Source organism: Aminobacter ciceronei (assembly GCF_014138625.1).
Classification (GTDB): Bacteria; Pseudomonadota; Alphaproteobacteria; order Rhizobiales; family Rhizobiaceae; genus Aminobacter; species Aminobacter ciceronei.
Genome location: NZ_JACJHY010000001.1, coordinates 230,333 through 243,857, shown reverse-complemented (window position 1 = coordinate 243,857; position 13,525 = coordinate 230,333). Strand labels below are relative to the sequence as shown.

The window sequence follows — 13,525 nt, the reverse complement described above, 5'->3', positions numbered from 1 at the left end:
AAAACGTCGCTACCTCCGCGTAGGCTCTCAAGTTATACTTGGGGTCTTCAACAAAGGGGGCGGGCATGGTTGATATCCAGACCTTCGGTGAAGTTGAACGTGTCGTTCGTGAACGGTTGAAGAAAACCAGACCTGAAATAGACACGTCGCTGGCGCGCATCGCCGAGGGCAATCCGCTGGCGGCTGAGCCGGAGCGCCGTCGCCGCGTCGAGCGGTTGCAGGTCAAGGCCGACCTGACCCGCGAACAAGCCGAGATGATCTCCACGGCGATCGAGACTGTCGGCGAACCGGCAAAGGCCGGACGCAAGCCTGCGATGGCCGCCGCCAAGCCGATGGGGCCGGAGGCGATCCAGGGGTCGACGCTGGATTTTGTCGGTGTTGCCTTCCTCGAGCGCGGCCGCCGTGCGGCGGATGCCGTCGGCCGGGTCGCCTTTCTCAACGAGATGCCGCAGGGCTCGGGCTTCCTTGTTGGGCCGAACCTTTTCCTGACCAATCATCACGTCATACAGACGGCCGCCGACGCCGCACGGTTCCAGGTGCAGTTCGACTATGAGCGCGACAAGTTCAACGAACTCAGGCAGCCGACGTCGTTCTTCCTCGACCCGGATCTGTGCTTTGTCACCGACGACATAGACGGGCTCGACTACACGCTGATCGGCATCGGCCAGCGCCGGCGCGGCCCGCGCGCGCTCGACGAATTCGGCTTTCTGGTGCTGTCCAGTGCCGGCGACAAGCACATGCTGGGCGAGATCGCCAATGTCGTCCAGCATCCCGACGGCCGGCACAAGGAGCTGGTGCTGCGCGAGAACCACCTGGTGGCGCGGGACGAGACGCTGCATGTGCTGCACTATGTCGCCGACACCGAACAGGGCTCGTCGGGCTCGCCGGTGTTCAACAACGAATGGGAGCCGATCGCCCTGCATCACTGGGGCGGGCCATGGCACGAGGTGATGGGCACCGACGGCAAGCCGCTGGCCAAGGAGATCAACGAAGGCATCCGTATCAGCGCCATCGTCAACGATCTGGAGACGCGGCTCGCCGGCATGGACGCGCGCAGCCGGGCTGCGGTGACGCAATTGCTCGACATCTGGGAGGAGGCGGGGCGACTGAAGCTGCAGCCTGTGCCGGAGGGGGGCGGTGAGCCGGACCGGGTGGTGGCAAAGGCCGGCAAGGCACAGGCGCTGACATCGGGTGGCGATGGCGAGGCCAAGGCCCGCCTGGGCGACGACGGCTCGGTGATATGGACATTCCCGATCGAGATCAGCGTGCGGGCGCCGTTGATGGCACAGGCATCGACTGGTGCCGCGCCGAAATCCGGGGAGGTCAGGACGGGCGGCCCCGGGGCCGAGGCTGCGAGCTGGAAGACCGAGAATTTCGACGACCGTGGCGGCTATGAACCGGGCTTCGTGCCGGGCTTCGTGCTGCCGCTGCCCAGGCACGGCGGCGCGCCTGGGCGGCCGGCCAAGAATCTTCTGGCCAAGCCGGGCGACGACCCGTTCGAACTGCCTTACCACCATTTTTCCGTCGTCATGAACGCCGAGCGGCGGCTTGCCTACTACACCGCCTGCAACATCGACGGCTCGCGCATCAAGGCGGTCAACCGCGACGACAAGACGGTCACCGAGGATCCGAGCCTGAGCGAGCTCGGCATCGAGTCGATCGGCGGGGCGGAAGCCAGCGACGATTTCAGACCGGACCGCCGCGTGGCTCTCGAAGAGCAAATGAACAAGCCCTTCTATGACGCACAGAAAGTGGCTGGCTTTCCGATTGCCACATCGAACGAACGCAAGGCGCGGATTTTCCAGAAGGGCCACATCACGCTGCGCGGCGACCCGGCCTGGGGCACCGATGCGGAGGCGGTGGCAGCCGAGCGGGACACGTTCTTCTACACCAATGCGGCACCGCAGCTCGGCTTCTTCAACCAGGGCAGTGCGCTCAACCGGCCGGGCTCGAAGGGCAAGCTTCGCTGGCGGGCGGTCGAGACCTATGTGCTGCGCAACGCGGTGACAATGCGCCAAAGGGTGACAGTGTTTGCCGGGCCAGTGTTCGCCGACAGCGACCCGCCCTATCGTTTCGAAAGCAAGGTGCCGCTGAAATTCTGGAAAATCGCGGCGTGGAACGACGGCAACGACCTGCGCGCGATAGCACTGCTCGCCGACCAGGGGCCGCTGATCGAAGTGATGCCCGAAGGCATGGCGGAGGCGTTTGGCGATGCCGAGGAACTGGCGCGGGTGTCGGAGTTCCTGACGACCGTCGCTCATGTCGAGAGCCTTACCGGGCTTGATTTCGGCGACACGCTACGCGCTGCCGACGTCCGCGCCGGGCAAGAGGCGATCGGCAGGCCGGCGCTGACACTGGAGCCGAAGGATTTGGCAAGGGATGGCACGCTCAAACCGGCGACGAAGCCGGCGCGCTCGGGTGGCGGCAAGAAGACGTCGAAGCCGGGCCGGCGTAGGAAATTGGCCAGTTAGCCGGGAGCCAGAGCCGATAGTGGGGGCGAACTGCCGGATCAGTCCGGCATGAAGCCGGTGCGCAAGGCATGAGCCCATTCCGGGCGGCCGCCCTCGACGGCGCGGTGGGCTGCGGCTTCATAGTCATAGGTCACTGCAAGCGCATCGACACTGGTGACAATGCCGGCAGCGTCGAGTTCGACGAGGCCATAGCGCGCCAGCGGCGAGCCCTGCTCGGAGACATGGGCAGGCGCAGTGTCGTCGTCATAGGCTGGGGCGCCGACGCTGCCGGGATTGAACAGAAGACGCCCGCCGGAGAGCTGGACGAGATCGGCACGGTGGCTGTGGCCGGCGAGCAGCAGCCGATATTTGGGGTCGACCTGCCGGAGGCGGCTTTCGATGACTTTCAGCGGCGCGCGGATGAGCTGGCCTTCATCGATGACCTCGGAGAGATAGCGCTCGTCGTGATCGGGGCGGGCGTGGAAGGCGAGCACCGACGGGGCGATCTCCAAGGTCAGCGGCATTGCCTCCATCCAGTCACGCTGGGCTGGCGTCAGGCGATCATAGGCGAAGCGGTCGGACGGGCCCATGTCGGAGAGCGGGTCGGTGGCGACGCGGCGGTCATGGTTGCCACGCACCGTCGGCCAGCCAAGGGCCTGCAGCGTCGCTGCCGTTTCGCTGGGCCAGAGCGGACCGGAAACCAGATCGCCGAGATTGACGACGACATCGGCGCCGCCGCGCCGGGCGAGGTCGGCGACGACAGCCTCCAGTGCAAGGATGTTGCCATGGATGTCGGCGATGACGGCAATGCGCATGCTCAGGCCTCGTCGCGGAGGCGCTCGAGTGCGGGGAGTTCCTGGGCCGCGGTGATGATCGAATCGAGCAGGCCGGGGAAGCGGCTGTCGAGATCGGCGCGGCGCAACGAGATCAGCCGGCTGGTACCTGCCACCTCTGTGTGGGTGATGCCGGCCTCGCGCAGCTTGGCCAGATGGTAGGACAGGTTCGTCTTGGAGCCGAACTCGGAAAACTGGCCGCAGCTCACCGCCAGACCCTCGTTGCAGGCGAGATAACCGACAATGGCGAGGCGGGTCTGGTCGCCAAGCACTGACAGCACGTTGGCAAGGCTGATCTGGTCGAGATTTGGATGGGGCAAGGACATGGTCGGAAGGTAGCGGCGCTTGTTGGTCGGTTCAAGGTTTTGGACTGGCTGCTGACATGAGGATGGCAGCAGAGGTCGAATACACAGATTGACATGACGGGGGGATAAGTTCAATAGTTCAACATATTTTGAACTAAGGACACTGTCATGGACAAGCGCCTTATCTGGCTGGCGGTCGGTTCGTTCGCCATGAGCACCGTCGGCTTCGTGTTTTCCAGCCTGTTGCCGGCAATCGCCGGCGACGCGCATGTGTCGATACCGTTCGCGGGTTACCTGATCATGGCGTTCTCGCTTGCCTATGCGATCGGCGCGCCAGTCTTGTCGGCGCTGGCCGGCGAGATCGACCGTCGCCGGGTGCTTGCCGCGACCATGCTGGTGTTCGTCGCCGGCAACATCATTGCAGCGATGAGCAGCTCCTTTGCCGGGCTTCTGATCGCGCAGATCGTGATGGGCATGTCGGCCGGACTTTATGCTGCGACTGCCCAGGCAACCGCCGTGTCACTTGCCGGCCCCGAGCACCGAGCACGGGCGATCGCGGTCGTCGTCGGCGGCACGACCTTTGCAGTGGCACTCGGCGCGCCGGTCGGATCGTTGATTGCCACCATGTGGGGCTGGCGCGGCACCTTCGTTGCCATTGCACTGCTTGGCATCTCCTGCGCGGCGATATTGTGGGTGCGGCTGCCCCGGGACTCGCGCGGTATCAAGTTGACGCTCAGTGAGCGCTTCACCGCCATTGCCCGGCCCGGCATCCTGCCCTCGCTCCTGGTGACGCTGCTCTATCTCGCCGGCGGATTCACCGTGATTTCGTACATCGCACCGCTGGCGCTCGAAGGAGCGGGGCTGCCTGAAATAGCACTTCCAGGCATGCTTTTGGCCTTCGGCGTCGGGGCCGTCATCGGCAACCTGTCGAGCGGCTATCTCGCGGACCGCATCGGCGCGACGCGCATGGTGGTGATCTCGCTCTTGATGTCGTCGGGCTTCTGCATCGCCATTGCACTGACCCTGAAGCTGCTGCCGCACCATGTCGCCGGCCCGGTGCTGATCGCGCTGATGGTGCCGTGGGGCATAATCGGATGGGCCTTCCCACCCGCACAGGCAAGCCGTATCGTCGGCTTCGGTCCGGAGATCGCGCACCTGACCCTGTCGCTCAACGCCTCGGCACTCTATTTCGGCATTGCCTTCGGTACCGTCATCGGCGGCCGCGTGCTGGAATTCGCCCGGCCGTCCGACCTCGGCCTCGTCGCCGCCGCTTTTCCGCTGGTGGCGCTGGCGGTACTTGGGGCGAGCAACAGGTCGATCCGGCTCGCCGCCGCGCGCTGAGGCTGGTCCAACACATCCCGGCTTTTCCGGCCGGTCGAACTGTCCTAGATGCGACATCTGGCTGGCCGGGGTGGGTGAGATGAAGGGCGACAAAGAGCACTGGACGCGTGTTGCCGACCGATGGATCGCCTGGGCGCGCTCGCCCGCGCATGATGCGTTCTGGGTCTATCGCGAAGGGCTGACACGGTTCATCGGCGAGGGCTCCGGCCGCGCGCTCGAGGTGGGCTGCGGCGAGGGTCGCGTGGCGCGCGAACTGAAGGCGCTGGGTTACCGTGACTGACGTGGTGGCGGAGATGGTGGAAGCTGCACGGCAAGCCAACTCTGCCTATGCCGTTGCCGGTGTCGACGATCTGCCATTTGACGGCGGCAGCTTCGACCTTGTCATGGCCTACAACGTGCTGATGGACGTCGACGACGTGCCTGCGGCGATCGGGGAAATCCGACGCGTGATGAAGCCCGGCGGCACGCTGTTGATTTCGCTGGTCCATCCGTTCAGGGATCGCGGACGTTTCGCCGGGGAAGCGGCCGACGCGCCATTCGTGCTCGATGGTAGCTATTACGGCCGCGAGCGTTTCGATGGCGAAGAAGACCGTGACGGTCTGACGATGCATTTTGCCGGTTGGTCGCAGCCGCTCGAGGACTATGTAGCGGTGCTGGAGGGCGCGGGGCTGGCAATCACGGCATTGCGCGAGCCGATCCCGGATCGGGTCGATTCGGAACTGCTGCGCAAGGGCCCGCGTGCCGCTGTTCCTCTGGCTCAAGGCGCGCATCCTGGCTTGAAATGCCTCGCCGGCCGTCGGGTCAGCTCCGCCCAGCCGGCTTACATTAGCTGTCGCGAATTTTCTTGATGCAAACTGTCAGGAATAACGCTATCGGCTCGCGCGTTCATGTGGCTGCAAACGAAGCAGCGGGGCGGGCGAAGAATGGATTTCCTGCAGAGACTGGCCAGCTATGGCGAACGGACGGCACTGGTGTTTCCAGGCCGCCCCACCATCAGCTATGCAGAACTGGCGCGCCGTGTCACAGTCACCGCAGCCGGGTTCGGCGCGGGCCGCAAGCTCGTGGCGCTGGAAGCGTCCAATTCCGAACATGCGATAATCGCCTATCTCGCCGCGCGGGCCGGCGGGCATGTGGTGGCGCTCATCGCCCCCGGGGATGCGCAGGCGTTCGATGCGTTCGAGGAGGATTTTCGCCCTGATGTGTGCGTGAGGCAGGTCGACGGGCGCTGGCGTCTTGTCGAGGGCGAGGGCGCCGGGGAGACGCTGCATGTGGACCTTGCCGTGCTGCTGGCGACGTCGGGAAGCACCGGCAGAAGCCGCTTCGTCCGGCTGTCGTGGACCAATGTCGAGAGCAACGCCGAGACTATCGCCTGTTATCTCGGCCTGGCGCCGGCCGATCGCGCGGCGTTGATCCTGCCGTTCCATTATTCCTACGGCCTTTCGGTGCTCAACTCGCATCTGGCAGTCGGTGCCAGCGTGTTCGTCTCAGCCAAGGGCGTGGCCGACAAAGGCTTCATTGACGATCTGCGCGCGGCCGGTGTCAGCAACATCAGCGGCGTGCCCTATTCCTACGAACTGATGGACAAGACTGGCTTCAGCGCCGAGGAATTGCCGTCACTGCGTTTCATGACGGTGGCGGGCGGGCGGATGCCCGCCGGGCTCGCCGAGACCGTCCGGCGCAGGCTCGAAGCCAAGGGGCAGCAGCTGTTCCTGATGTATGGCCAGACCGAGGCCACGGCGCGCATCGCCTATGTGCCGCCGGCAGCGCTGGCCGATAACCTCGATAGCATCGGCATTGCCATTCCGGGCGGCGAACTGGCGCTTGTCTATGAGGACGGAGGCCGGATCGACGGCTGCGGCGAGGCGGGTGAACTCGTCTATCGCGGGCCGAACGTGATGATGGGTTACGCGCTCGACCGCAACGACCTGGCACGCGGCGCCGAGATCGGCGAGCTCAGCACCGGCGACCTGGCCGAGCGTTGCGAGTACGGCTTCTTCCGCGTCGTCGGCCGCCTCAAGCGCATGTCGAAAATCGCGGGCTTGCGGATCAGCCACGAGGCGGTGGAGCACGCGCTTGCCAGCCGGGGCGTCGTGGCGGCGGTCACCGGCGACGACCGGCGACTGGTCGCGGCGTTTTCGTCGGGCGAGGCGCCTGAGGATGTTTGCAAGCTGATGATCGAAGCGAGTGGACTGACGGCGCTGCATGTCGAGGCGGCGGCGGTCGACACCTTGCCGCGGCTGGCTTCGGGCAAGGTCGACCACCAGGCGGTGGCGCAGCTTGCGCGGCGAAACCAGAAGGCCGATGCCGGGCTCATCGAGGCGTTTGGTCGGGCCTTCTATCCCCGGCGGGTGACGCCGGCTGACAGTTTCGAGGAACTCGGCGGAGATTCGCTGCTCTATGTCCAACTGTCGCCGACCTTGGAGCGCAAGCTCGGCCGCATCCCCGAGGGCTGGGAGAAGATGCCGGTCGGCGCGCTGGCCCGGTTGAGCAGCCAGAAGGGAAACCGTCGCATCGTCGACACCGACATGCTGATGCGGGCGCTGGCGATCCTTCTCGTCGTCCTGCATCACGCCACACTCTGCCCCATTCCGGGCGGGGCGGCGGCGCTGGTGATGCTTGTCGGCTACGGGCTGGCGCGGTTTCATGGTGCGGCGCTGATGCGCGGCGAGACGTCGAGGCTGTTGCGCGCGGTGGCGGCAAATCTCGCCGTCTATGCGCCGCTGGTCGTCGGCTTTTCGATCGCGCGCGGCGAGGTGCTGTGGCCCTCGGTGTTCCTGGTCGGCAATCTCGGCATTTTCGATCCCAAACACATGCTGCCCTACCTCTACTGGTTCGTCGAAGCCTATGCGCAGGTGATGCTGATCGTCGCGGTATTGTTCTCGTTGCCGGCAGTACGCAAGCAGGTAGCGGCCAGGCCGTTCGCAACGGGAATCACAGCGCTTGTCGTCACCATCGCGATCAAGATCCTGGCGCCAAAGGTCTGGGCCGTCGGCGCGGTGCAGATCTTCACCGTGTCGGACGTATTCTATCTCGCTGTCTTCGGCTGGTGCGCCTTTCACGCGCAGACGGCGCGGCAGCGCATGGCGGTGCTCGGCATGGCGACCATGGCCTTCCCGTTCATGGCCTATTGGGGCGGTAACTGGACCGGCTCCTGGGTCAAGTTCATGCTGCAACTTGCCTGCGTCGCCATGCTGCTCTACGTCCCGCGTATCACAGTGCCGCGGCCGGTCGCGGCACTGGCTTTGCCGGTGGCGGCGGCCGGATATCACATCTACCTGTTCCACCGCCTGGTGCCGGAGCTCGTGCTGCCGCAACTCCAGCTGCCGTGGCCTGTGCTGACCACGCTGAGCGTCGTGACCGGCGTCGCTGCGTTCCACTCCCAGAAGGCGCTGACGGCATGGCTTGCCAGCCGGCGCGGCCATGGTGCTGTGCTCGAGGCGCAGGCCGCGCCGGCGGAATAGTGAGTCGATCGCGGCGGGGCCGAGCTTTTGCAGGCAGGGAACGAGTGCCCGCCTGTTCGCGTTTGCCTGAGCGCCGCAGTTGTGCGGCACCTTCGGGAGGAAACGAACATGGCGATCACACCGGCGCCCACCGCCAAGGAAAAAGAGGCCGCAAGAGGCTTGCGCAAGGCAGCAGCGAGGGAAGAAAGCAAGGTCGAGGCCAAGACCGGCCGCGACTTCAAGAAGGGCGAACAGCGCTTCGAGGAGAGGGCGAAAAGCTCCGACGGCAAGAGCGCCGGCAGCAAGCAGAAAAGCTGAAATTGTGGTATCCGGACGAGGGGTGGCCCAAGCAAAAACCCTGTGACTTGCCGCAGGGGTTAAGCTAATTGTCTCAAGTGAGCGGCCGAGGCTGCGACAACATCAAGGGATACGCCTATGCGCTGGAGAGGCCGCCGCCAGAGTGACAACGTCCAGGATACGCGCGGTCAAGGCGGCGGTGGCGGGTTTGGCGGAGGCCTCGGTGGCGGACGCCTGCCGATGGGCCCGCGCATGTCGACGGGCGGCGGCGGACTGTCCGGCATCATCATCCTTGTCATTCTGTTCTTTGCGCTGCGCGCCTGCGGCATCGATCCGATGCAGATCCTGGCCGGCGGTGACGGCGGGCAGGTTTCGGGCGGCGGCCAGGTGAGCGAGGGCGGTGCGCCCGCCAATGACGAGATGACCCAGTTCGTCTCGACCGTGTTGGCCGAGACCGAAGACACCTGGAACGGCATCTTCCAGGCCGAGGGGCTGAAATACCAGGAACCGAAGCTGGTGCTGTTCTCAGGGCAGGTGCGCTCGGCCTGCGGTTTCGCCTCCTCGGCATCCGGCCCGTTCTATTGCCCTGGAGACCAGAAGGTCTATCTCGACACCGCCTTCTTCGGCCAGCTGGCCAAGCAGTTTGGCGCTGCCGGCGATTTCGCCCAGGCTTATGTCATTGCCCACGAGGTCGGCCATCACGTCCAGAACCTGACCGGCATTCTGCCCAAGTTCAACCAGATGCGGCAGCAGATGAGCGAGGCCGACGCCAACCAGATGTCGATGCGCGTCGAGCTGCAGGCCGACTGCTTCGCCGGCGTCTGGGGCCACTACACCGACCAGAAGGGTCTGCTCGAACAGGGCGATATCGAAGAGGCGCTGAACGCTGCCCAGCAGATCGGCGACGACACGCTGCAGAAGCGCATGCAGGGTTATGTCGTGCCGGAAAGCTTCAACCACGGCACCTCGCAGCAGCGCCAGCGCTGGTTTGCCGCCGGCTTCAAGAGCGGCAAGCTGTCGGACTGCGATACCTTCAACAATCCGATCTGACGATGGCCGATCGGATGACTGTCTCTCCACGCATCGAACTGGTGCCGGGAGGCCTGTCGCTATCGCGGCTGGTGTTCGGCGCCTGGCGGCTGCTCGACGGCCAGAACCCTGGCGCCGAGGAGGTTGCACGGCTGATCGATACATCAGTCGATCTCGGCCTGACCAGCTTCGACCATGCCGACATCTATGGCGGCTACGCGGTCGAGGAGGCGTTTGGCGCCGGGCTGGCGCGGTGGAAAGGCCGGCGCGCCGGCATCGAGCTGATCTCCAAATGCGGCATCATGCTGGCCTCGTCCAACCGGCCGCAGAACCGACTGAAGCATTATGACACCGGTGCCGCCCATATCGAGGCCTCGGTCGAACGTTCGCTGAACAACCTTGGCACCGACTATCTCGACCTCTTGCTGATCCACCGGCCCGATCCGCTGATGGACGCCGACGACACGGCGCGCGCCTTCGAGCGGCTGGTGGCGGCAGGTAAGGTGCGGGCCGTCGGCGTGTCCAACTTCACGCCGGACCAGTTCGACCTGCTCGCCTCGCGGCTGCCGTTCCCGCTCGTCACCAACCAGATCGAGCATTCGGTGCTGGAGACCTCGGCCCTGACCGACGGGCGACTCGACCATGCGCAAAGGCTGCGCTACGCGCCGATGATCTGGTCGCCGCTGGGCGGCGGTTCGCTGTTCACCGGCGAGGGCGCACGCGAGCAAAGGGTGCGGGCAGCGCTGAAGGCGGTCGCCGAGGAGATCGGTGCCGGCGATATCTCGACAATGGCCATCGCTTGGCTGCTCAGACATCCGGCACGGCTGGTGCCGGTGCTGGGCACGATGAAGGCGGCGCGGCTGACCGGGCTGGTCAAGGCGCTGGACGTTAGGCTCGACCGCCAGCACTGGTTCGCCATTCTCGAGGCAAGCGAGGGCCGCGCGGTCCCGTAATGTTCCGCCGGATGGCGTCCTGGCATGAAGATAATTGATATGTTCACGTATTGTTCTTGATGAATGCTTGATCTATAAGCAGGGTTTCCGCACGCCCCCGGCGGATCGATGCCGGCATTTGAGCGCCTGTCGCGGTGCAAAATGCTGGCGCAGCTCGACTGATCTTCGCGGCCTCGAAGCGGCGCCTGTGGGTTCGACATGGTTGATGAGAAGACCGCCAGACGAGGCCTTGCGCTCGTTTTCGTCACATTGCTGCTCGACATCATCGGCTTCGGCATCATCATGCCGGTATTGCCGGCCTTCCTGCAGGAGCTGACCGGCGTCGGCGTCGGCGAGGCGGCGATCGAGGGCGGCTGGCTCTTCTTCGTTTATGCGGCGATGCAGTTCCTGTTTGCGCCGCTGATGGGCAATCTCAGCGATCGTTTCGGGCGCCGGCCGATCCTGCTCGCCTCTGTACTGACATTCGCCATCGACAACGCCATCTGCGCGCTCGCCTGGTCCTATCCGATGCTGTTCGTCGGCCGCGTTCTCGCCGGCATCAGCGGCGCGAGCTACTCCACGGCCGCAGCCTTCATCGCCGACGTCTCGAACGACGACAACCGGGCCAAGAATTTCGGACTGCTCGGCATCGCCTTCGGTGTCGGCTTCATCATCGGGCCGGTGCTCGGCGGCTTCCTCGGCGAGTTCGGCCCGCGCGTACCGTTCTGGGGTGCGGCAGCACTTGCCTTCGTCAATTTCCTGGTGGCCCTGTTCTTCCTGCCCGAGACGCTGGCGCGCCACAACCGGCGCGCCTTCGAATGGCGACGCGCCAATCCGCTCGGCGCGCTGAAGCAGATGCGCAAATACAAGGGCATCGGCTGGATCGGGCTGGTGTTCTTCCTGATGGCGCTCGGCCACATGATGTATCCGGCGGTCTGGTCCTTCGTCAGCAGCTACCGCTATGGCTGGAGCGAACGGCAGATCGGCTTCTCGCTCGGCGTGTTCGGCCTCGGCGGCGCGCTTGTCATGGCACTGGTGCTTCCCAGAGTCATCCCCAGGCTGGGCGAGTGGCGTACGGCAGCCATCGGTCTCGGTTTCACGGCCGTCGCTGCCTTCGGTTATGCCGCAGCATGGCAGGGTTGGATGATTTATGCGGTGATCGTGGCGACTTGCCTCGAAGCACTCGCCGACCCGCCGCTGAGGAGCCTGGCCGCCGCCAAGGTGCCGCCGGATGCGCAGGGCGAGTTGCAGGGCGCGATGACCAGCCTGTTTTCGATCACCAGCATCATCACGCCGCTGCTCTACACCGGCATCTTTGCCTGGTTCACCGGGCCGAGCGCGCCGGTGACATTTGCCGGCGCACCCTATGCCGTCGGCGGGGTCTTCATCGGCCTGGCGCTGATGGTGTTCCTTTTCAAGGTCGAACGGCCGGCAGCCAGGAAAGCTGCAGCCGTAGAAGCGGAGCAGGTCAACTGATGACACCAGTCTATGTCGATCCCGCCAAGGTTCACGAATTCGCCGATGCCGCGAGCTTTTATGCCTGGCTCAGCAGGAACCACGACAGCCAGGACGAGGTCTGGATCAAGGTCCACAAGGTCGGATCGGGGCTGGCCTCGATCACGCCGAAGGAGGCGATCGAAGTCGTCTTATGCTGGGGCTGGATAGACGGCGTGCGCAAGGGGTTCGACGGCAGGAGTTTCCTGCAACGCTATTCGCCGCGCGGCAAGAAGGGCACCTGGAGCCAGATCAATGTCGACAGCGTGGCGCGCCTGGTCGCCGAGGGGCGGATGACCGAGCATGGCATGAAGCAGGTCGAGGCGGCCAAGGCTGACGGCCGCTGGGACCGGGCTTACAGGAGTGGCAAGGACATGCTGATCCCTCACGACCTGCAGGCGGCGATCGATGCCGAGCCGGAGGCGAAAGCAATGCTCGGCAAGCTCAGCGAGCAGAACCGCTTTGCGCTCGCCTTCCGCACCCACAACATGAAGACCGAGGCCGGGCGCAAGAAGAAGATCGAGACCTTCGTCGCCATGCTGAAGCGTGGCGAAACGATCTATCCGCAAGGCAAGAAGTGAACGGAACGCTCGACGCCCTCGGCCTCGTTCAATGCAGGCCGAACTCGCGCAGCAGTTCCTCTCGGTATCGGACGAAGCGAGGTTCGCTGCGGTCGCGCGGGCGGGCCAGCTCGATGTCGATCAGGCGGGCGGCGGCACCCTTCTCCTTGGGCAGCACCAGCACCCGGTCGGCGAGATAGACCGCTTCTTCGAGATCGTGGGTGACCATGACCATGGTCACGTTCTCCTCGCTCCAGATGCGGGCGAGCTCTTCCTGCATGGTGATCTTGGTCATGGCGTCGAGCGCGCCGAGCGGTTCGTCGAGCAGAAGGATTTCGGGCTGTACGGTCAGCGCGCGGGCGATGCCGACGCGCTGGGCCATGCCGCCCGAGAGTTGTTTGGGATAGGCATCGGTGAAGTCGCCGAGGCCGACGAGCCCGATATGGTCGCTCGCCCGCTCCTCGGCGCGGGCGCGGTTTTCGCCATGCACTTCGAGGCCGAAGGCGACGTTGCCGAGCACCGTCAGCCAGGGCAGCAGCCGCGGCTCCTGGAAGATCACGGCGCGGTCAGAGCCGACGCCATGCACCGGTTCGCCGTCGATCGCCACCCGGCCGCCATCGGCCACTTCGAGACCGGCCAGCACGTGCAGCAGCGTGGTCTTGCCCGATCCCGACGCGCCGACGATGACAAGGCATTCGCCGGCGCGGATGTCGAGGTTCAGGCCCTTCAGCACCGCCAGCGGTCGGCCGTTGATGGCGAAGGATTTCGAGAGGTCGCGGATCGAAACCTCGCCGCGGTGGCCGCTGTCGATGCTGGTCATGCTTTTTCTCCGATGTCTTTGGCC

At 65.2% G+C, this 13,525-nt stretch carries 13 protein-coding genes; 10 read left to right on the top strand and 3 right to left on the bottom strand.

Annotated elements, in window-relative coordinates; genetic code table 11:
• Positions 1 to 65 precede the first annotated feature (65 nt).
• Positions 66 to 2,471 carry a DNA/RNA non-specific endonuclease gene (locus HNQ95_RS01075; protein WP_182573277.1) on the top strand — a complete coding sequence of 802 codons (2,406 nt, stop codon included), beginning with the start codon at positions 66 to 68 and terminating at the stop codon, positions 2,469 to 2,471.
• A 38-nt stretch (positions 2,472 to 2,509) separates the two neighbouring features.
• On the opposite strand, the gene HNQ95_RS01070 is transcribed toward HNQ95_RS01075, so the two are convergent.
• Complete coding sequence (locus HNQ95_RS01070; protein WP_182573276.1) at positions 2,510 to 3,265, bottom strand: metallophosphoesterase family protein; 756 nt, start codon at positions 3,263 to 3,265, stop codon at positions 2,510 to 2,512.
• 2 nt (positions 3,266 to 3,267) lie between these two features.
• A complete protein-coding gene (locus tag HNQ95_RS01065; RefSeq protein WP_067959756.1) occupies positions 3,268 to 3,609 on the bottom strand; it encodes an ArsR/SmtB family transcription factor in 342 nt (113 codons plus the stop codon).
• Between the two features lie 147 nt (positions 3,610 to 3,756).
• Between HNQ95_RS01065 and HNQ95_RS01060 the strand changes: the two genes are divergently transcribed.
• The 9 genes from HNQ95_RS01060 to HNQ95_RS01025 all read left to right on the top strand — a co-directional run bounded on the left by HNQ95_RS01060 (position 3,757) and on the right by HNQ95_RS01025 (position 12,702).
• Entirely contained in the window at positions 3,757 to 4,929 is a 1,173-nt protein-coding gene (locus HNQ95_RS01060; RefSeq protein ID WP_182573275.1) for an MFS transporter, read from the top strand.
• A 79-nt stretch (positions 4,930 to 5,008) separates the two neighbouring features.
• Complete coding sequence (locus HNQ95_RS33355) at positions 5,009 to 5,209, top strand: class I SAM-dependent methyltransferase (RefSeq protein ID WP_210252516.1); 201 nt, start codon at positions 5,009 to 5,011, stop codon at positions 5,207 to 5,209.
• Position 5,210: 1 nt separating this feature from the next.
• Positions 5,211 to 5,777, top strand: a complete 567-nt coding sequence (locus HNQ95_RS01055; protein ID WP_210283693.1) for a class I SAM-dependent methyltransferase — start codon at positions 5,211 to 5,213, stop codon at positions 5,775 to 5,777.
• A gap of 75 nt (positions 5,778 to 5,852) precedes the next feature.
• Positions 5,853 to 8,390 (top strand): AMP-binding protein, encoded by a 2,538-nt coding sequence (locus tag HNQ95_RS01050; RefSeq protein WP_182573274.1) that lies wholly within the window; start codon positions 5,853 to 5,855, stop codon positions 8,388 to 8,390.
• A gap of 108 nt (positions 8,391 to 8,498) precedes the next feature.
• Positions 8,499 to 8,687: a hypothetical protein gene (locus HNQ95_RS01045; RefSeq protein ID WP_154384836.1), complete on the top strand. Its 189-nt coding sequence runs from the start codon at positions 8,499 to 8,501 to the stop codon at positions 8,685 to 8,687.
• Positions 8,688 to 8,804: 117 nt separating this feature from the next.
• Positions 8,805 to 9,716 (top strand): KPN_02809 family neutral zinc metallopeptidase, encoded by a 912-nt coding sequence (ypfJ, locus tag HNQ95_RS01040; RefSeq protein ID WP_182573273.1) that lies wholly within the window; start codon positions 8,805 to 8,807, stop codon positions 9,714 to 9,716.
• Positions 9,717 to 9,730: 14 nt separating this feature from the next.
• Complete coding sequence (locus tag HNQ95_RS01035; RefSeq protein WP_182573272.1) at positions 9,731 to 10,648, top strand: aldo/keto reductase; 918 nt, start codon at positions 9,731 to 9,733, stop codon at positions 10,646 to 10,648.
• 198 nt (positions 10,649 to 10,846) lie between these two features.
• A complete protein-coding gene (locus HNQ95_RS01030; protein WP_182573271.1) occupies positions 10,847 to 12,103 on the top strand; it encodes a TCR/Tet family MFS transporter in 1,257 nt (418 codons plus the stop codon).
• Complete coding sequence (locus tag HNQ95_RS01025; RefSeq protein WP_067959774.1) at positions 12,103 to 12,702, top strand: YdeI/OmpD-associated family protein; 600 nt, start codon at positions 12,103 to 12,105, stop codon at positions 12,700 to 12,702. The genes HNQ95_RS01030 and HNQ95_RS01025 overlap by 1 nt, the downstream gene beginning before the upstream one ends.
• A 28-nt stretch (positions 12,703 to 12,730) precedes the next feature.
• Here the strand turns inward: HNQ95_RS01025 and HNQ95_RS01020 are convergent, their stop codons facing one another.
• Complete coding sequence (locus HNQ95_RS01020) at positions 12,731 to 13,501, bottom strand: ABC transporter ATP-binding protein (RefSeq protein ID WP_067959777.1); 771 nt, start codon at positions 13,499 to 13,501, stop codon at positions 12,731 to 12,733.
• Between the last annotated feature and the right edge of the window lie 24 nt (positions 13,502 to 13,525).